Below are 20,005 nucleotides of genomic sequence, written 5' to 3' on the forward strand. Positions count from 1 at the left end.
AATGAAGACAATCATCGCAGAGAAACCAAGCGTAGCCAAGGAAATCGCCCACATTGTGGGAGCTGACAAGCGTGAGGAAGGCTATATGCAGGGCAATGGCTATTATGTGACATGGGCATTCGGACATTTAGTGCAGCCAGCCATGCCGGAAACTTACGGCATGAAGGGATTCCATGCGGAGAATCTGCCTGTGATTCCCGACCCGTTCGTTCTTGTTCCCCGACAAGTCAAGACTGAGAACGGCTACAAACCAGATGCAGGTGTGCTTGCCCAGATTAAAATTATCGGCAAGCTGTTTGACAGCAGTGAGCGCATTATCGTAGCAACCGATGCCGGACGTGAGGGAGAGTTGATTTTCCGATACCTCTATGCGTATCTCGGTTGCAGGAAACCTTTCGACCGTCTCTGGATCAGTTCGCTTACGGACACCGCCATCCGTGAGGGACTTCAGAACCTCACGGACGGCAAGGAGTATGACAATCTCTATCATGCAGCCAAGGCACGAAGTGAGGCAGACTGGCTCGTCGGCATCAACGGCACACAAGCCCTGACGATAGCCGCAGGACGTGGCACCTATTCCGTAGGTCGTGTGCAGACCCCGACACTTGGCATGGTGTGCGAACGCTATTGGGAACACAAGCGTTTCGAGTCGAAACCGTTCTGGCAGGTACACTTCGGTGTGGTTGATGCAGACAGTGGCAATATACTGAAGTTCACATCTGCCAACCGCTGGACAGACAAAGCCACCGCAACCGACATATATAATAAGGTGAAAGATACCGGTTCTGCCATCATCACAAAGGTCGCAACCAAGCGAAAGGTGGAGAAGGCACCACTCCTTTACGACCTTACCACCTTGCAGAAAGAAGCCAACACCCAGCATGGCTTCACGGCAGAGCATACACTCTCCATCGCCCAGAAACTCTACGAGGCAAAGTTCATCACCTATCCAAGAACATCAAGCCGCTATATCTCGGATGATGTATTTGCCACCCTTCCCAAACTCTTCAAGAATCTGGAGAATCATTCGGAATATGGAGAGAAAGTGAAACTCTTGCCTGGCAGTGAGGACTATAGCAAGAACAGCGTGAATGCAGCCAAGGTGACCGACCACCATGCCCTGCTCATCACAGAAAATGCAGCCATCGGTCTTTTCAAGGACGAGAAGATCGTTTATGACATGATATTGTGCCGGATGATTGAAGCGTTCTCAGCAGACTGCATCAAGGACATCACATCAGTATCGGCGCAAGTGGATCATGAAGTTGAGTTTGGCATCAGTGGCTCCATCATCCGACAGACTGGCTGGCGAGCGTTGTCGCTCAAGGAAAAGAACAAAAGGCAGGATAAGGATGCAGACGCAACCGACAATGAGGTCAAGGATCAAGTCATTCCCAACTGGCAAGAAGGACAGCATATCACTCTTTCTGGCTGCACCATCACGGAGGGCAAGACCAAACCGAAGCCTTTGCATACGGAATCCACATTGCTTGCAGCAATGGAGACCGCAGGCAAAGAGATAGAAGATGATACGATGCGCCAGGCAATGAAGGACAGCGGTATTGGCACACCTGCCACACGTGCCGCCATCATCGAAACCCTGCTCAAACGAGAGTATATGGTGCGCCAGCAGAAGAAACTTGTGCCGACGGAAAAAGGACTCGCCCTGCATTCCGTGGTGAAGAACATGGCGATTGCCAATGTGGAGATGACGGGCAAATGGGAGGCGGAACTTGCCAAGATAGAACGAGGTGAAGCAAGTGCAGACGGGTTCACACATAGTATCGAAGGCTATACCCGTGAAATCACTGCGGAATTGTTAGGTTGTGACAGACTTTTCAGCCACAAGGATTCCGGCTGCCAGTGTCCGAAGTGCAAGCAAGGTACCATGCAGTTCTTCGGAAAGGTAGTAAGATGCAGCAACAAGGAGTGCGGTATGCCAGTGTTCAAGCAGGTAGCAGGAAAGTTGCTCACTGATGCCGACATCACCGACTTGCTTACCAAGGGCAAGACCAGAACGCTCAATGGTTTCACCAGCAAGCAAGGCAAACCTTTCTCCGCAGCCATAGCCTTTGACGAGAATTTCAACACGAAATTCGTCTTTGCAGAGCGCAAAACAGCAGAAAAGCGAGGAAATGTGAAGAGATACAAGAAATAGTTTGTACCTTTGCCACCGAAACATGGTTCATAAATGGTGTCTTCATTTAGGATGCTTTTATTTACTGTGGATTAAGTGGCGGCACTCGGAGGGATACCGAGTGCCTTTTTCTTGCTTTCAACAAACATCAACCGCCATCCACGGTTTATTATTCACCACTCAATCCATTCAACTGACAAATGAACAGAAAGAAACAGGCACAGACAGAGCTGTCCTATTACGGACTGTACCTCTTGAACCACCTCAGGGAGAACCGTTTTCCACAAGCCAACGATGCGGACTTTATCCGCGAACGTGCAGACCATGCCGCAGAAGTATATGAGCAGGCACGGCGTGATGCCCTCTTTGCCGATGCAGCACAAGAGCTTGCCATGTCAGCATTGCTGAAAGGTCTCCGCTTTTCCAAGTACAGCATCCTGTATGATGTTGTTGACCGTGAGTTCCCCCTGGAGGTAGCAGTAGAAGACCAGGAAGCGTTTGTCAAGCACCTCCTGCCTTTGGTTGACAACGTGTATTCCATTTACGACCTCACCGATGATGATTTTGCCCAGTCACCGGACTACGACCAGCTCTATACCGAGTTGACGGGAGCCGTAGCCCTTTTCATAGAGTCAAATGGCGTACAATAGAAAACAACGTCTGAACGACAACATCAAGGCGATAGAGACAGCATTCATCCTTGACAGGGAACAGCGCACGCCGACCGCCCGTGAGCGTCTCCTTCTGGAGCGTTATTGCGGATTCGGAGGATTGAAGTGCATCCTGAACCCTGCCAGGGAACTGGCGGATGCCGTCCATTGGGCAAAATCAGACCTTGAATTGTTTGCTCCAACCGTGGAGCTGCATAGACTTATCCGTGAAAACAGCAAGAATGAAAGCGAGTACAAACAGTTGATGGACAGTCTGAAACAGTCTGTCCTCACGGCATTCTACACGCCGTCAGCCGTTACAGAGGCTCTGACGGATGTATTGAAAGAGCATCAGATTATCCCCGAAAAGGTTCTTGAACCCTCGGCAGGCATCGGTGCCTTTGTCGATTCGGTCTTGGATAACAATCCCAAGGCAGACATTATGGCATTTGAAAAAGACCTGCTTACGGGAAAGATACTTCGCCATCTGCACCCGGAGCAGAAAGTGCGCATAGAGGGATTCGAGAAGATAGAAAAGCCTTTCAATGACTACTTCGACCTCGCCATCTCAAATATTCCCTTTGGCGATGTTGCCGTATTTGATCCGTCTTATACAGCCATGAAAGGCATGAGGGCACTTGTCACCAGACGCATACACAACTACTTCTTTGTCAAGGCTCTTGATACGGTAAGGGACGGCGGGTTGGTTGCCTTCATCACCTCACAAGGCGTATTGAATGCCAAAAACAACAGTGCCGCGCGTTTTATGATGCTCTATCATGCTGATCTCGTGTCAGCGATTCGTCTTCCCAACAACCTGTTCACGGAAAATGCCAATACGGAAGTGGGCAGTGACCTCATCATCCTCCAGAAAAACAGCCAAAAGGAGTCGCTGCGAGGAGACGACAACCTGCTTGACACTGTCTATAATGACGAGAACCGCATTCCGACAAACAACTACTTTCTGGAGCATCCGGAACGCATTATCCATACAACTGCAAAGTTGGATACTGACCCGTTCGGCAAACCTGCAATGATATACACGCATGAGGATGGCGTGGAAGGCATTGCAGAGGATTTGCGAAAGATGCTCCATGAAGACTTTAAGAAGAACCTCAATTTGAACCGATACTTGGGGATAGATGAAACAATGTCTGAGGAAGTTAAGGAGGTTGAAGAAACAGAAAAGATAGAAAAAACAGAGAAGATGAAGCCTTCCATTGAGGAAAAGCAGAACAATACGGTAGTATCCTTGCAAAAGCAGGAAAAGCCTACTGATGATGCAGAGCTGTCCCAAAAGTCCAATCATCAGCAGCCACCAGTCCAAATGACTCTGTTTGACCTTTGGGGAATGGAAGAAGAAAACCGTCAGGCTGTCCATTCAACGAAGAAGAAAGCAGAGGTAACAGTGGGTGCTGCCGCCAAGAAAGTGTCAAGGAAGAAAGCAAGTCCGTTGGTAAAAAGCGTCAATCCGACTTTTGAAGTTGTGACAAAGCCTGTGGAAAAAGAAGAAAAGCCTTCGTTGACAGATGCAAAAGAGCAGGAAACAACACTGGAGACAAAACCAATCCTGTCTGGGGATGAGCCATACGCAAGCATCTCTTGGGAAGAGAATCCGCCAATCAATGGCTTTTACGAGATGATGATGACCATGGCTCCCGAAGACAGGGTGCTGCTGCGCCAAAAGGCGGAACTGCACCGTCAGGAACAACTCAAGGCTCTGGGCGTTGAAGATACGCTTGATCCGAAGTTCAAGCCGCCGATGGAACCGATAGAAGTTCTCAAAGTTCAAATCGGGCATGGACAGTCGAAAGGGAATGAGGCAAAAGAAGATTCCAAAACTCAGAACACCTTGAAAGAAACAAATCATGAGCGGGAACAACAAAAAGAGCAAGAAAGAAAGCGGGAAGAGCTGGCAAGGAAGAAAGAGAATGTTATGAAGCCCCGTCCATTTGATGAGAAACTGGAAAGTTTTCATCGTGAGGGTTCTATGGTGCTCGACTCTGCCAGAAACATCGGTGTATTGAAAGACCTTACCAAGTATGGTGCTACCTTCATACCGTTGGATCTGAATATGGAGCAGAAAGAAAAGGCAGTCTTGTATATCGCCCTCCGTGATGCCTATCAGAAACTTTACACCTATGAAGCGGAAGAACAGACGGAAAACAAGCAGATGCGTGAGAGTCTGAATGTCTATTATGATGCTTTCTTCATCCGCTTCGGCAACCTCAATGCCAAGCAGACCGTGAAGTTCATCCTTATGGATGCCTCAGGGCGCGACATGCTGTCGTTGGAACGGGTAGAAAACGGACAGTTCACAAAGTCAGACATCTTCGACCACCCGGTCTCTTTTTCGCTTGACGAGGTCAGTCATGTCGATTTTCCAGAGGAAGCGCTCACCGCCTCGCTCAACAAGTTCGGCCGTATCGACTTGCCGTATATGACTGAATTATCGGATATGCCGGAACAGGAACTGACGGAAGCGCTTAAAGGGCGCATCTATTACAATCCGCTCATAGATGGCTACGAGATAGCCGACCGCTTCATTGCCGGCAATGTCATAGAGAAAGCGGAGCGTATAGAAGAATGGCTGAAGGAAAATCCCGACCATGCAATCGTGAGGGAGTCGTTGGAAGCCTTGAAGGCAAGCTTTCCCGAACCGATAGCCTTTGAGGACCTGGACTTCAACTTCGGTGAACGTTGGATACCTACAGGTGTGTATTCCGCTTACATGAGCCACCTCTTCAATACACAGGTCAGCATCGTCTATTCCGACAGCATGGACGAATATTCGGCAAAATGCAGTATGAAGACCATGGCCATCACGGATGAGTATATGGTGAAGGGATATTACCGCCACTATGACGGCATGAGTCTTCTGAAACATGCCCTGCACAACACTTGTCCCGACATGATGAAGAGCATCGGTGAGGACGAGAACGGCAACGACATCAAGGTGCGTGACAGCGAGGGCATACAGCTTGCCAATGCCAAGATTGACGAAATCCGCAACGGGTTCACTGAATGGCTGGAGGAGCAGTCTGACTCCTTTAAGGAACGCTTGACCACAATGTACAACCGGAAGTTCAACTGCTTCGTGCGTCCGAAGTATGACGGTTCTCACCAAAGATTCCCCGGCTTGGATCTGAAAGCCCTTGGCGGAAAGTATGGTGTCAAGAGTGTGTACCCAAGTCAGAAGGACTGTGTATGGATGCTTTTGCAGAACGGCGGCGGGATATGTGACCATGAGGTCGGCACTGGAAAAACCCTTATCATGTGCATGGCTGCGCATGAGATGAAACGTCTCGGTATGGCTCACAAGCCGATGATTATCGGACTGAAAGCCAATGTCGCGGAGATAGCTGCCACCTATCAGACAGCTTATCCCCATGCGAGGATACTCTATGCCTCGGAGAAGGACTTTTCCACCAAGAACCGTGTCAGTTTCTTCAACAACATCAAGAACAACGACTATGACTGTGTAATCATGTCGCATGACCAGTTCGGGAAGATACCGCAATCGCCAGAACTCCAGCGGCAGATATTGCAGGCGGAGCTTGATACCGTGGAGGAAAACTTGGAGGTGATACGTACGCAGGGCAAGGACGTGTCACGGGGAATGCTCAAAGGACTGGAAAAGCGGAAGTTCAACTTGGAGGCAAAGTTGCAGAAGATAGCCTACAGCATCGAGCAGCGCACCGATGATGTGGTGGATTTCCGCATGATGGGCATCGACCACTTGTTTGTGGACGAGAGCCACCAGTTCAAGAACCTTATGTTCAACACCCGTCACGACCGTGTGGCAGGACTCGGCAACAGCGAGGGAAGTCAGAAGGCACTCAATATGCTCTTTGCCATCCGAACCATACAGGAGCGGACAGGCAGAGATCTGGGAGCTACATTCCTGTCGGGAACAACCATCAGTAACTCACTGACAGAGTTGTATCTGCTCTTCAAGTACCTGCGCCCCAAGGAACTGGAGCGTCAGGACATCCGCTGTTTCGATGCGTGGGCGGCAATCTTCGCCAAGAAAACTACCGACTTCGAGTTTAACGTCACCAACAACATCGTACAGAAGGAACGTTTCAGATACTTCATCAAGGTACCGGAGCTTGCTGCTTTCTACAACGAGATAACCGACTATCGTACGGCGGAGGCGGTTGGCGTGGACAGACCGGAGAAGAACGAGATCCTTCATAATATACCGCCGACACCCGAGCAGGAGGACTTCATCCAAAAGCTGATGGAGTTTGCCAAGACAGGTGATGCCACCATCCTCGGCAGACTGCCACTGTCGGAAACGGAAGAGAAGGCAAAGATGCTCATAGCCACGGACTATGCCCGAAAGATGGCTCTCGATATGCGCATGATAGACCCGACTTGTGAGGACCATCCCGACAACAAGGCGAGCCATTGTGCGAAGATGATAGCGGACTATTACAAACGCTATGACAACCACAAGGGTACGCAGTTCGTATTCTCAGATCTGGGAACATACAGACCGGGCGAATGGAACGTGTATTCTGAAATCAAGCGCAAGCTGATAGAGGATTATGGAATACCCTCGTCAGAGATTCGCTTCATTCAGGAGTGCAAGAACGAGAGGGCAAGAAAGGCGGTGATAGCAGCTATGAACGAGGGATCGGTACGAGTATTGTTCGGCTCCACATCCATGTTGGGTACAGGTGTAAACGCACAAAAACGGTGTGTGGCTATTCATCATTTGGACACACCGTGGGTGCGACATGAAGTCGCATAGATAATTGTTGGAATGATACTTTAAGTATCAGCTTTAACCCGCTGTTCCGTCAGCGGTAGCCTACCGACCGATGCACCTTAATGTTGTATTAAGCGGTCGGGACAAAGTACACTTTCGCAAGACAAGACAGAACCGTGAGGGGAAGTCAAGTATGGTTAGTATCATACCGTAGAGTGGCGAGGCTGGATAGTATGGTTAGCGTAAGCGAACTGTTAGTAAACTTCGTAATGTCGTAAAAGAGTGCAAGATACTGATACACTCTACCCAAAATGGGATGCGGTCAGATAATCCTCTCCATGGTAGGATTACACGGATGTAAAGACCGTCGGAGGATGAGACAGAACCTAACCTATCCGTTAGTTATCTATGTGGAACATGGTAAGCCTGTACATCTCCTGTCAGACAAAAGACAGGTAAGCTGAAAGTAATGGATGCTGAATGATGTGCAGGTATAAGATAACAGAGAAAGCGAATGCCGTTCTGTAATGGGACGGATAGGGTTTGAGCCACTTATCACGAGTTGACAAGGGACAACATCAACCTACCACGAAAGTGGGCAGACTTCTGTGGTAATGTTTGGGAGGCAAATACCCAACATTAGCCAAATGGTAATTCTTTACAATAAACTTTTAGAACTTTTTAAAGTAGGAATGCAAATGAACGATAAAATCAAAGAAAATCTCCTCGACCAATCGTGTGCGCCGACTGACAACCTGCAATCAAATTGGGACAGAATAGACTGGACTAAGGCGGAGCAAGCTGTTAAGAAGCTTCAAGCTCGTATTGTAAAGGCTCAGAAGGAAGGCAGACATAACAAGGTGAAAGCCTTGCAATGGACGCTTACCCACTCTTTTTACACAAAAGCCTTAGCCGTAAAGAGGGTTACTTCTAACGGGGGTGGTTATACTCCTGGGGTTGACAAAGAAATATGGGATACCCCTAAAGCTAAAACGCAAGCAATAACCCAACTCAAACGCAGAGGCTACCAGCCAATGCCGCTGAGAAGAGTTCATATCAAGAAGAGCAACGGCAAACTGCGACCGTTGGGAATACCGACAATGAAAGACAGAGCCATGCAAGCACTCTATCTTATGGCATTGGAGCCTGTATCAGAAACTACAGCTGATACTCGTTCATACGGTTTCCGCAAGGAACGCTGCTGTATGGATGCAATACAGCAATGTCATAACATTCTCCGAAAGGGATATTCTCCCGAATGGATTTTGGAGGGTGACATAAAAGGGTGTTTTGACCATATCAGCCATGAGTGGTTACTTGCCAATATCCCAATGGATAAGGCAATACTCCGAAAATGGTTGAAATGTGGCTATGTTTTCAACAAGCAAATGTTCCCGACCGAGGAAGGAACACCGCAAGGTGGTATAATTTCTCCGACACTTGCCAATATGACTTTGGACGGATTGCAGAAAGCTCTTGCAGATAGATATAAGCGCCATCATGTTAATGGTAAGTTGTATTCACCAATGGTGAACCTTGTACGTTATGCGGATGATTTTATCATCACTTGCGAGAACAAGGAAACTCTTGAAAATGAAATCAAGCCATTGGTTGCTGAATTTATGTCTGAAAGAGGTCTGACCTTATCAGAGGAAAAGACGGTGATAACCAACGTGCATGACGGTTTTGATTTTCTTGGCTTTAATATCCGCAAATACGGCAAGGACATATTGACCAAGCCGACAAAGAAATCCGAGAAACGCTTTATGGAGAATATCCGTAAGGTAATTAAGGAGAACAAGGGTTGCAGACAGGAGTTGTTAATCAGAATGTTGAACTCTAAAATCCGAGGATGGGGAGGTTATTATCAGCATGGAGCGACACGTGATTCATTTCACAGAATCGACCATCAGATATTCCTCTCACTATGGCAATGGGCAAAACGCCGTCATTCCAAGAAAGGGAAACGGTGGATAAAAGACCGATATTGGCATGACATTCGAGGGAACAAATGGACTTTCGCTTCAAAATTCAAGAAACCAAACGGAAAGGAAGACCAATTGACATTATTGTCTCTGACTTCATCGTTTCCATTCCTGCAATACACGCAGATTAAAGGAGACATGAACCCGTTTGATGCAGACTGTCGTCTGTACTTCTATAAAAGAAAGAAGTCGAAAATGCTTGTTACGCTAAAAGGACGCAAGTCACTGCTGTACCTATGGGAAAAGCAAGGACGCAAATGTCCTATATGCGGTGAGCCTATTGATACGCACAAGGCATGGAATGTCATGCCAACCGTTCAAAACGGAAAGAAATGCAATCTGTTGGTTCATGATGAATGTTTTAAATTATCCCGCAAATCAAATGGAAACAAGAAGTAGTTTGAGCCGGTCTCTGCATACAAACAGAGGCTTAGAAAAGCTTGAGCCGTATGAGGGGAAACTCTCATGTACGGTTCTTAGGGGGGAAGAGGGCAGCAATGCCCTTGACCTACCCGATCGACCGTCAGACTTGGCACAGCGTGATGGTCGAGGTGTGCGTGCCGGCAACGAGATTGCCAAGCTGTATGCCGACAACAAGGTGGATGTCATCATCTATGCGGTGGAAAAGTCGCTTGACTCGTACAAGTTCAACCTCCTGCACTGCAAGCAGACTTTTATCTCGCAGTTGAAAAGCGGAGCCTTGGGAGCGAGAACCATTGACGAGGGAGCGATGGACGAGAAATCGGGCATGAATTTTTCAGAGTATATGGCTATTCTCTCCGGAAATACCGACTTGCTTGACAAGGCGAAGTTGGAGAAGAAGGTTGCTTCTCTGGAGGGTGAGCGCAAATCGTTTAACAAGGGTAAGCGTGACTCAGAAACAAAATTGCAGTCAAAGACGGCAGAGCTGGGCAACAACAAAGCCTCTCTCAAGGGAATGACCGAGGACTACGGCAAGTTTATGGGCAAAGCCAAGAAAGACAAGGACGGCAACATCCTCAACCTCATCACTCTCGATGGTGTGGAGTCCACGAACTTAGAGGTTATAGGAAAGCATCTGCAAATGTTGGCGGAGAAAGAGACAACTGGCGGACAATACAAGCGGATTGGAGAAATCTACGGATTCCCTGTCAAGATTGTCAGCGAGACAAGTTTCGAGAATGGTCTTCCATTTGTTGACAACCGCTTTTTTGTCGAGGGCAATTACAAGTACCAGTACAACTACGGTCACATTGCCAAGTCGGACCCGATAGCAGCGGCAAACAACTTTCTGAATGCCTTACAGAAGATACCAAGCTACATTGAGCAGTATGATTCAAGATGCAAGGCTTTGGGAAAGGAAATACCGCAACTGGAAGAGATAGCTGGCAAGACTTGGAAGAAAGAGGAAGAACTGAAAGGTCTTAAAGCGGAACTGGCTGCATTGGATAGAAAAATACAGCTTGAACTTGCACCGCCACAGGAGCAAGATACTGCTGAAAAACACGAAACAAAGAATATAGAAACAGAACAAAGCATAGTTGGAAAACAAGCACGCTCCTTCTGTCGGTTATGACACCTTATTATATATAGGGGTATCTTAATGTTTTTATCATAATAAGATACCCCTGTTCTTATCTAAAAAATGGCGAAATATTCAATAAATAGCCTTTAAAACAAACTTTTTGGAAATATCACAGCAATATTTAGAATAATTATTGTATTTTTGCATACGAATTATATATCTATAAAAGTATGGCAAAGAAAGATGTAAACAGATTGAAGATTATGTTGGCAGTAACCAAGCACCCAAACAAGTGGTTGGCAGAAATGTTGGGTAAAGACCAAGCAACCATTTCTAAATGGTGCACCAACACTTGCCAACCAGACTTGGAAACCTTAATACGGATTTCTGATTTGCTGAAAGTGGATGTAAACGATTTGTTGAACAAAGAATGTATCAAAGAATGATGAACGATATATTGAAACAGATAAAGGCTGGCGAGGTGTCGGGGGTGCAGTTCAAGGAACGCATTCTCGACAAATATGATATTGCCTGTGAGTTAGTGGCGTTCAGTAATTCACATGGTGGCAAATTGGTAGTTGGTATAAAGGATAAGACCGGAGAAACTAATGCCTTGTCGTATTCTGAAGTACAAGAAACAACCAATTTGTTGAGTGACATTGCTTCAGAAAACGTAGTGCCATCCATTCTGATAAAGATAGATACTGTTGAGGTTGAGGATGGCAACTTGGTTGTTGTTACTGTGAAGGAAGGACTCAACAAGCCTTATCATGACAACAAGGGAATCGTATGGGTGAAGAATGGTGCCGACAAGCGTAAAGTGTTCGATAATGCCGAACTTGCAGAAATGATGACCGACTGCGGTAGTTTTGCTCCAGACGAGGCTGGTGTTAGGGATGCAACTGTCAACGACCTTGATGCAACGACCATCAAGCAGTTTCTTGGCAACCGTTTTGAAAGAGTGTTGGAAAAGAAAGGCTTGACAGGTGACGCTTTTAATGAAGCATCACTTGATATGATTTGTTCTGCCATAGCTAAGGGACATGACTGTGAGAAGATACTTCGCAACCTGCGATTTATCCGTCCTGATGGTACACTGACTGTTGCAGCCATGCTTCTGTTTGGCAAATACACCCAACGCTGGATGCCAATGATGACAGCCAAGTGCATCTGTTTTGCTGGCAACAGCATCGGCGGCAAGGTGTTCCGTGACAAGGTGAATGATGCAGATATGGAGGGGAATCTGCTTCACCAATATGACACTATCATGGATTTCTTCACTCGTAATCTGCATAATGTGCAGGTGGGAGAAGAATTCAACAGTATCGGAAAGTTGGAAATACCTTACACCAGTTTGGTTGAGTTCACGGTAAACAGCCTTGTACACCGTTCGTTGAACATGAAAGCCCCTGTTCGCATTTTCATTTTCGACAATCGTGTGGAGATTCACAGTCCTGGTGCATTGCCTAACGGACTCACTATTGATGACATCAAGGCTGGAACTTCCATGCCTCGCAATACGTTCCTTTTTAACAATGCCATATACTTGCTGCCATACACTGGTGTAGGTAGCGGCATCACTCGTGCACTGGACGAAGATATCAATGTAACGTTTATGAATAATGACAAGGCACAGGAATTTGTCATCACGGTTTGGAGAGGAGAAAGTAACCAAGTTGAGGAAAAAAGTAACCAAGTTGAGGAAAAAAGTAACCAAGTCGAACAAATAAGTAACGAAGTCGAGGGCAAAAGTAACGAAGTCGAAGGGAAAAGTAACCAAGTCCAAGACTCTGACACTAAAAAAGTGTCATTGTCTAATAAGCAAAGGGATATAGTCAATTTCTGTTCTGTTCCTCGAACCACCGCAGAGATTATGGAACGCCTTGGCTTATCCAATCAAACCAAGAACCGAGAGCGTTACATCACCTCCCTTGTTGCAGCAGGATATTTGCAGATGACTAATCCAGATAATCCTACAGCAAGTAATCAAAAATACAAGAAAGTAAACAAAAGATAAGAAGCGTATGGATTCATTATTTCTACTTCAGTTTGCATGTTTTATATTCATGCTCATCAATGCCTTCATCGTAGCACTCTCTCATCTGCATGTAAGATGGGAGAACAAGCGGTATGAGCGTTCTCGATGGATGATCGTTGCTGCCCTGATAGGACTGGCGATACAATATGTGCTGCAGATGACTTTCGGGTTCCGTGCTATGCACGATAATCTGGGGGCGGTCATCAACATCCTCCTCTATACCCCCTGCTTCTCGCTTATCTCCATAGGAATCTACAACATAGAAACCACCCGTGCTAACCTCAGAAAGATGATACTGATGTGCAGTGGTATTTATGCTGCCATCATTGTGGTCTTTTGCGTGGGTATCAATCTCCATCATAGCCTGTATATCAGAGGAGGGCTTTATCTGATGCTGACTCTGTTTTGCGTAAGTGTTTTCTATTGCATATACATGATTATTCAGGAGATGATTAGGCGTAAAAATATGTTGGAGACAATGGCGGCAACTGATTTGTTGCCTTACGTGAAATATTCGCGTGCAAGTGTAATCATTCTATGGCTCGCAGTTCTCGCTATGCCAGTTGCCATCTTTTCTACTACCTTATTATATATAGTAGGTCCAGCCGTATTGCTTGCCTTGCTGTTCTTCAACCTTACGTTTATCGCTCTCGGCAGCAGTTATATTCCAACAGAAGAGCTATTGGATAAAGAAGAGGAAAATCAACGAAGCAGAGAGAAAAAACTTTACATCAATTGTCTGAGGAGCGCAGAAACTTTATCCAAAACAGTCTTGACCAATGGTGTATGGATTTGGGCTATAAGGATTGTAATGTAAACATGTTGACGCTTTCTCGCACACTTTGTATCTCCAAGGATGAGTTATCTGTATTCTTCGACCAGTATCTGAAAACTACATTCAGAATATGGCTTGGTGATATACGTTTCAATGCGGCAAAGAAGATGATGTTTGAATTTCCAGACTATAGTAATGACATTATTTCTGCCGAGTGTGGCTTCTCTGCCCGTACCTATCTGTACAGGATATTCAAGTCAAAGGAAGGTTGTACGCCTACCGAATGGCGAGAAGAACAAGTTGCAAATGCAGCCCCAGATGATGAAAAACAGGATTAACCATTTTTCAATAAATACCAGAAAAACGCATTGCGAAATGAAAAAATACGTTAAAAAGGGTGTCTACTTCCTACGAAGTAGACACCTAAAACATAGGAAGTAGACACATTGACAGGGGAATGCGCCTCCTTTTTTACATGAAAAACACTATCTTTGTGCCATGAAAGAAATGTTAGAATCTATACCAAGGATAGAATTAGCCCTGATCATCATCGGGGTGTTTGTACTCATATTAGGTATTATCTTGGGATATGCCATGATACATGAGTACAGGATATATCTTGATGATCACTATAAGGCTCGCTATAGCTTTCGTGACTTCATCAAGAGGGAACGCTTTTATATATATTTGTTCTTTGCATCCATATTTATCTTCCTAACAAACCTCTTGTATTTTCTGGAGTGAGTTTCGGATAGAATGGATGAATTAGCTTTATGGTGGATACTTGTCCTGTAATTGGAGATAGATCTTTATTTTTTACGGTAAAAAAATGAATGATATGATAAATTATTTGACAACAAAAAATCGGTTGCTGGTCGCAATGCTTGCATTTATTCTTCCATTTTCTTTTGCGAAAGCAGAAGTAAAAGAAGATGGAAAGACTATTTCGCAAGGCTGGTACGTCGGTATTGAGGGTGGAATGCCTTTCGGTTTCTCTACTTTCTCAAGTTTCGGACATGACAAGACGCACCTCGGTTGGGCTGCTGGCTTATATGGGGGCTATCGTTTCAACTCTATCTTCTCGGCAGAATTATCTGCCAAGTATGGAGAGATGAACTTGTCGGCACAAGACTGTTGTGTAGAACGTAACTATTGGTTGGGTAGCGACGGTGTGCTTTACAACGCAGGTGTCTTAGGCATGGACAGTTGGGAATATACCAATCTGAAAAGCCATGTCAGAATGGGCAGATATGGGGCAAGAGTGAACGTTAACCTCCTTGGGTTGTTCCATCAAACAGCTGACAGCCGATGGGATTTGGCTGTTTCACCTCATATATATGCAGTAACGACCAAGGCTGATATCCGTACTATAGCCGATGATGCCAAGGTAATGAAAGGTTCTACCAACTGGCATTTGGGTTATGGCGCAGACTTGCAGGTGGGTTACCAACTGACTTCATGTCTGAAATTGGGCATCTATTCCGGTTTGACTCGTCTTACTGGCGAACGTATGGACGGAATGCCAGAACATCTGCATAAGAACAACTTTGTTTGGGAAAGTGGAGTAAGATTAGGGATTAACCTCTCTAAAAAGAAGAACAAGATAGCAGAAACTCCATCAGTTCCACAAAAGGAGGTTCTACAAAAGGAAGTTCTACAACAAGAACCAACTTCTTCGGAGAATGTCAATCAGAAAGAAACAGTGGATAAGGCAGAAACAAAAGTTGCAGAACAAGACATAAAAGAATCTGCAAAGGTGACTTTCCCTGTCATATATTTCACCTTCAATAGTATCGACATCCAGCAAAATGAAGAGACTAAATTGAATGCTATTCTCAAAACATTGAAAGAGAATCCGAACATGAAGGTGACGGTAACAGGTTGGTGTGACACAAAAGGCAGCGTGGCTGTCAATAAACGTATATCTCGCCAGCGTGCAGAAGCCGTAAAAACCTGGCTTGCGAAGAATGGCATAGAGGCTAATCGCATTACTGCAATAGGAAATGGTAGCGATGACACCCAAGATGCGGATAAGGCTCGCCGAGTAGAGACTAAAGACAATAATAAGTAACCCATAAAACAAGATAGAGAATGAAAGCAAAAAGAAGATTTAATATTTGGTTATGGGTGCTGGTATGCGTCCCATGCCTGTTGGCAAGTTGCGACCATGATGTTCATTCTGACGAGGAAGAAAGTGGCTTGTCTGTATCGCTCACTTGGGCGGATGAAGCCGACCAAGGCACGGATGTGAAGGACGTGAAGCTCTGGATATTCAATGCCGATGACGGTTCGCTTGTAGAGGAAAAACATGGTGGCAGTGCACAGGAGGTAGCAAGCCAACGCTTCGCTCTTCCTGAAGGGCATTATCAGATATTGGCTATTACCAATCTCATAGAGCCATTCTTCACCACTGACCAGACCAGGGCTTTGACTAACTGGAACAATATTCAGATAGGTTTGACCAATCCTAAGGATGTAAGGAACAATGCCTATTTCGGAGTTGCCGATGTGAAGATAGATAACAAGGAAGGCAGCTATGTGGTGCAAAACCCGATGAAGAGCGTGCTTGCCGAACTGACCATCATCATAGAGAATGTACCTAAAGGTACAGAGATGAGTGGCAAGGCATTAGATGCAGCCTGGTGTCTGTTCCCTACACAGAAGAACAGTGATGGAGAATATGGATTGCCGAGCATAGAGCCAACGGAAGTGGAAATACCTACTATCCTGGCTACAGAATCAACCCTGAAATCAGAAGTCATCCGACTGATGCCGACCATACAGGGAAGCCCCGCCTCTCATGTTTATCTCCGCCTCTTGCTGCCTAACGGGACCTTGCAAGAGTATGACATCACCGCTCCTGCGATGAAGGTTGGAGGAAAGTATGAGTTGCGACTCAACTACAACCAAATGCAGCCAAAGATGAATCTGGAAGCTACCATCAACGGTTGGACGAACCTCAACAATGAAGTAGAAATAAAATAATAATAACTTTTAAAATATTGATAAGATGAAAAAAATGACGAAGTTTTTCGCCCTTGCACTCTTGGCTGGTGCAATGGTTTCATGCAGTACAGAAGACACCGCACCTTCTGTCCAGAACGATAAGGTAGCCGTGCAGTTTACTGGTGGTATTAGCGTAAACACCCGTGCTGCCGGTTTAGCTTGGGCTGAAGGTGACATGATCGGTATCTTCATGACAGGTACCAAACAGCCTCTCTCGGCAGATGCTATCCAAGAGGGTGTTGACAATATTTGCTATCAGACAAGTGGAAGTATAGGCTTTTCACCTGTTTCTGGAGGTAAGACTGTTTTCTTCCCGATAGATGGAGATGTGGACTTCTATTCTTACTATCCACAGACCACTGTCAATGATTACAAGGTAGCACTTGATGTAACAGACCAAGGGAAACAAGAAGCTATCGACTTCATGTATGCCAAGACAGAAGGCTGCAACAAAGCTACGCCACAGGTATTCTTGAAGTTCTACCATAAGTTAAGCAATCTTGTTTTGGATGTTCAACCAGGTAACGGTCTCACGCAAGAAGACCTTAAGAAAATGACTGTGACAGTGAAAGGTCAGAATACCAAAGCCACTTTCAATCTTGCGGATGGGACCATCTCTGGTGAAGGAAATCCTACGGACATCAAGATGAAAACTACCCAAGCTGGCAAGCTGTATGAGGCAATCCTGCTCCCTACAGAAGAAGCAAGCCGAGTGATAGAGTTTGACCTCAACAATGGTTACGACGCTCCTTTCGTATGGACAATGCCTGCAAAACTTGAGGGTGGCAACAGATACCACTATACAGTAGTAAAATTGAGTCGTTCTGCCGTAGATATTTCTGGAAACATTGAGCCTTGGATAAAGGCTGGAGACGATAATGAACATATAGCACAATAACAACACTTAAAATATAACGTTTATGAAGAAATTTAGATTCTTATACATCGCTGCCGCAGCATTGCTGTTTGCAGCTTGCGCTAACGAAGAAGACGGTATCGGCAACAATGGTCCTGTTGCTGCTACCGTACAGGCGGACATTGTTAAAAACATCACACGTGCCACCACTGACGATACATGGTCTAAGAATGATGCCATTGGCGTATATGCCACATCTTCTGGCAATACAACAGGAGACAACAAAAAGTATGTAACAACAAATGGGGATGGTACTTTTGAAGCTGCTGACAATAACAACATCATCTATTTCAAGGACAACAAAGAGACAACATTTAGTGCATACTATCCTTATAGCAAATTCTTAACTGATGGTAAAATGAATTGGAATATAGCTGAGGTAGAAGCAAACCAACCTTGTAAGGCTGATGTACTTTTTGCCTCAGGAGCTACTGCAAGTAAAGCATCTCCAACTGTGAATTTTACAGATGCAGAACATCGCTTTAAGCATTGTATGAGTTTGGTTGAATTCAAAATTAAGCCAGGGCAGGGTGTCAAATATAACAATTATAAATTCAATAGCTTGAATATGAAAGGAATATTTACAAGCGGTAAATTTGACACAAGAACAGGTTCGGTTGAAACTGCTGGTGACAGAGCTACTCTTACTCGTGTTTTTAATGATGTACCTTTTGAAAGCGAAGAAAGTTTTGCTTATATCATGTTGCCGCAAAGCCTTGAAAGCAATAAAATGGATATAGAGATTTACTTGTTGTTGAATGATAGCGAAGTAAAATACACAACCCCTATAACACCATCCACCAATGGAAAATTTGAAGGTGGCAAAAAATATATATACAACATAACTGTTAAAAATACGGGGATTACTATAGAAAAAGCTAATATAGTTCCTTGGGAAAATGATGATTCAAGTGATTTAGACGCAGATATAGATTTGTAATGATAAAGAAAATACTGACATATTGCGCAGAGCAACTCAATAGCTATCTTGGTCGATACTACCATCGACCACAAGGGCTTGCAGAAGTTGGACATATAGGTCAAAGAACAGGAGAAATTCCTAATAAGGTAATCGTTTCATTGGTGAATGTGGAACGAGAAACTGCAGGAGGTATCTCAAACAATGTTCAGACTTATGGTGGCAGCTTCACATCCTCTTCTGCCCCATTCTTGCTGAATCTGAAAGTAATGTTTGCGGCTGTTTTTGAGGAAAAGCAATATGCGGAATCATTGTCAGTATTTTCCAAGGCATTGGCTTTCATACAGTCACAGCAGAAGTTTATGGTTGACAATGTGAAATATACTCTAACTTTGGAAACAGTATCCACATTTGACTTCCATAACATTTGGACAACAATGGGAGGGCAATATTATCCTTCTGTTGTGTGTAAACTCACTGGAGTTGTAATTGATTCCAATGAAATTAAATCAAGCGGTTCAACTGCTCAGAACACAGAAGTACAAACATAAAATTGACAGCATGAGTACATATCGTTCATTATATAGCTTTCGTATAGAGCATGAATACTTTGAGGATAGTAACGGTAATGCCTTGATGTGTTCTGTCCTACCTTCAGCCCAAAAGCTGATGGCGCAACGGGGTTTGCTGTTTCGACAGACTGACGAAAACGAATGGACGATATTGTATGATACGGAAAATGCAGGTTTAGATACCGAATCTGACATCATTGAGTTTGGAGTCTTGATGTCTGAACCTGCATTTGTTTTTTACACCGAATGGCAAAACTTCAATCCAATGGTTGCCTATCAGATAGACTTACCGATTGGAAAGTCCGAAGTTAATGCTACAGACGTGATAACTGAAATAGGAGTGAAAAGGAGTTTTGGAATACCATTTTGCACAATAATGATTCATTTGACAGAAGAGTTATGGCAAGCAGCAAAGAAGGATGTTCCACTGAAGAACACTCTAATATTCAAAACTCCTGAGCGTTTTTGGGAATATGTCTTCATTTGTCAAAATACGAATAGAGAAATATCCTCAGAATGCTTGAAATTGGAAACAGACAAGGAAATACTAACGTTTGAATCATTTGAAAGGACAAATGAATTTGGAAGAAACGCATTCCGCACCGTGTCGGAGAAAGCAGTGCCGATGCGGGAACGCTATGACATAAAATTGAATCTGATTGTTACCCACGACAAAGAGCAAAAACAATATTTGCTGAGAAATATAGAGCATCCTATACCAGGTCAATTCAAAAGCAAAGCGGATAAATTGAGACAAGTCTGCTATTTTTAGTAACCAAATGCAAA

13 protein-coding genes and 2 pseudogenes are annotated in these 20,005 nt (G+C 45.0%); all 15 read left to right on the plus strand.

The window, feature by feature from the left end:
• Position 1 precedes the first annotated feature (1 nt).
• The gene (locus tag KUA46_RS00485) at positions 2–2,158 is read left to right on the plus strand and encodes a type IA DNA topoisomerase (protein ID WP_218487841.1); all 2,157 of its coding nucleotides are present in this window, start codon (positions 2–4) and stop codon (positions 2,156–2,158) included.
• A gap of 179 nt (positions 2,159–2,337) precedes the next feature.
• Positions 2,338–2,787 carry a DUF1896 domain-containing protein gene (locus tag KUA46_RS00490; protein WP_218487840.1) on the plus strand — a complete coding sequence of 150 codons (450 nt, stop codon included), beginning with the start codon at positions 2,338–2,340 and terminating at the stop codon, positions 2,785–2,787.
• Positions 2,774–7,525, plus strand: a pseudogene (locus KUA46_RS00495) (DNA methylase); the annotation flags it as partial. The gene KUA46_RS00490 and the pseudogene KUA46_RS00495, both read left to right, overlap by 14 nt.
• A gap of 677 nt (positions 7,526–8,202) precedes the next feature.
• Positions 8,203–9,888 carry a group II intron reverse transcriptase/maturase gene (ltrA, locus tag KUA46_RS00500; protein ID WP_256625102.1) on the plus strand — a complete coding sequence of 562 codons (1,686 nt, stop codon included), beginning with the start codon at positions 8,203–8,205 and terminating at the stop codon, positions 9,886–9,888.
• A gap of 103 nt (positions 9,889–9,991) precedes the next feature.
• Positions 9,992–10,987 (plus strand): annotated as a pseudogene (locus tag KUA46_RS00505) (hypothetical protein); the annotation flags it as partial.
• Positions 10,988–11,223: 236 nt separating this feature from the next.
• On the plus strand, positions 11,224–11,439 hold the full coding sequence (locus KUA46_RS00510; RefSeq protein WP_218487836.1) for a helix-turn-helix transcriptional regulator: 216 nt from the start codon (positions 11,224–11,226) through the stop codon (positions 11,437–11,439).
• Positions 11,436–13,010 carry an RNA-binding domain-containing protein gene (locus tag KUA46_RS00515; RefSeq protein WP_420377688.1) on the plus strand — a complete coding sequence of 525 codons (1,575 nt, stop codon included), beginning with the start codon at positions 11,436–11,438 and terminating at the stop codon, positions 13,008–13,010. The genes KUA46_RS00510 and KUA46_RS00515 overlap by 4 nt, the downstream gene beginning before the upstream one ends.
• 7 nt (positions 13,011–13,017) lie before the next feature.
• On the plus strand, positions 13,018–13,848 hold the full coding sequence (locus KUA46_RS00520) for a hypothetical protein (RefSeq protein WP_256625101.1): 831 nt from the start codon (positions 13,018–13,020) through the stop codon (positions 13,846–13,848).
• A complete protein-coding gene (locus KUA46_RS00525; protein ID WP_153091127.1) occupies positions 13,818–14,144 on the plus strand; it encodes a helix-turn-helix domain-containing protein in 327 nt (108 codons plus the stop codon). Before KUA46_RS00520 ends, KUA46_RS00525 begins: the two co-directional genes overlap by 31 nt.
• A gap of 500 nt (positions 14,145–14,644) precedes the next feature.
• Positions 14,645–15,877: an OmpA family protein gene (locus tag KUA46_RS00530; protein WP_218487835.1), complete on the plus strand. Its 1,233-nt coding sequence runs from the start codon at positions 14,645–14,647 to the stop codon at positions 15,875–15,877.
• 20 nt (positions 15,878–15,897) lie between these two features.
• Positions 15,898–16,791, plus strand: a complete 894-nt coding sequence (locus tag KUA46_RS00535) for a FimB/Mfa2 family fimbrial subunit (protein ID WP_218487834.1) — start codon at positions 15,898–15,900, stop codon at positions 16,789–16,791.
• A gap of 34 nt (positions 16,792–16,825) precedes the next feature.
• The gene (locus KUA46_RS00540) at positions 16,826–17,710 is read left to right on the plus strand and encodes a fimbrillin family protein (protein ID WP_218487833.1); all 885 of its coding nucleotides are present in this window, start codon (positions 16,826–16,828) and stop codon (positions 17,708–17,710) included.
• A 22-nt stretch (positions 17,711–17,732) separates the two neighbouring features.
• Positions 17,733–18,668 carry a fimbrillin family protein gene (locus KUA46_RS00545; protein ID WP_334650061.1) on the plus strand — a complete coding sequence of 312 codons (936 nt, stop codon included), beginning with the start codon at positions 17,733–17,735 and terminating at the stop codon, positions 18,666–18,668.
• Positions 18,668–19,198 (plus strand): DUF4255 domain-containing protein, encoded by a 531-nt coding sequence (locus tag KUA46_RS00550; RefSeq protein WP_172770372.1) that lies wholly within the window; start codon positions 18,668–18,670, stop codon positions 19,196–19,198. The genes KUA46_RS00545 and KUA46_RS00550 overlap by 1 nt, the downstream gene beginning before the upstream one ends.
• A 10-nt stretch (positions 19,199–19,208) precedes the next feature.
• Positions 19,209–19,991, plus strand: a complete 783-nt coding sequence (locus KUA46_RS00555; RefSeq protein ID WP_218487254.1) for a hypothetical protein — start codon at positions 19,209–19,211, stop codon at positions 19,989–19,991.
• The last annotated feature ends 14 nt before the right edge of the window (positions 19,992–20,005 follow it).

Source organism: Segatella copri (assembly GCF_019249765.2).
GTDB lineage: Bacteria > Bacteroidota > Bacteroidia > Bacteroidales > Bacteroidaceae > Prevotella > Prevotella copri_K.

What these genes read in the sequence shown, in the direction of transcription:
- KUA46_RS00485 (WP_218487841.1), top strand. Translation starts at nt 2, where the DNA reads ATGAAGACAATCATCGCAGAGAAACCAAGCGTAGCCAAGGAAATCGCC.
- KUA46_RS00490 (WP_218487840.1), top strand. Translation starts at nt 2,338, where the DNA reads ATGAACAGAAAGAAACAGGCACAGACAGAGCTGTCCTATTACGGACTG.
- ltrA (WP_256625102.1), top strand. Translation starts at nt 8,203, where the DNA reads ATGAACGATAAAATCAAAGAAAATCTCCTCGACCAATCGTGTGCGCCG.
- KUA46_RS00510 (WP_218487836.1), top strand. Translation starts at nt 11,224, where the DNA reads ATGGCAAAGAAAGATGTAAACAGATTGAAGATTATGTTGGCAGTAACC.
- KUA46_RS00515 (WP_420377688.1), top strand. Translation starts at nt 11,436, where the DNA reads ATGATGAACGATATATTGAAACAGATAAAGGCTGGCGAGGTGTCGGGG.
- KUA46_RS00520 (WP_256625101.1), top strand. Translation starts at nt 13,018, where the DNA reads ATGGATTCATTATTTCTACTTCAGTTTGCATGTTTTATATTCATGCTC.
- KUA46_RS00525 (WP_153091127.1), top strand. Translation starts at nt 13,818, where the DNA reads ATGGATTTGGGCTATAAGGATTGTAATGTAAACATGTTGACGCTTTCT.
- KUA46_RS00530 (WP_218487835.1), top strand. Translation starts at nt 14,645, where the DNA reads ATGATAAATTATTTGACAACAAAAAATCGGTTGCTGGTCGCAATGCTT.
- KUA46_RS00535 (WP_218487834.1), top strand. Translation starts at nt 15,898, where the DNA reads ATGAAAGCAAAAAGAAGATTTAATATTTGGTTATGGGTGCTGGTATGC.
- KUA46_RS00540 (WP_218487833.1), top strand. Translation starts at nt 16,826, where the DNA reads ATGACGAAGTTTTTCGCCCTTGCACTCTTGGCTGGTGCAATGGTTTCA.
- KUA46_RS00545 (WP_334650061.1), top strand. Translation starts at nt 17,733, where the DNA reads ATGAAGAAATTTAGATTCTTATACATCGCTGCCGCAGCATTGCTGTTT.
- KUA46_RS00550 (WP_172770372.1), top strand. Translation starts at nt 18,668, where the DNA reads ATGATAAAGAAAATACTGACATATTGCGCAGAGCAACTCAATAGCTAT.
- KUA46_RS00555 (WP_218487254.1), top strand. Translation starts at nt 19,209, where the DNA reads ATGAGTACATATCGTTCATTATATAGCTTTCGTATAGAGCATGAATAC.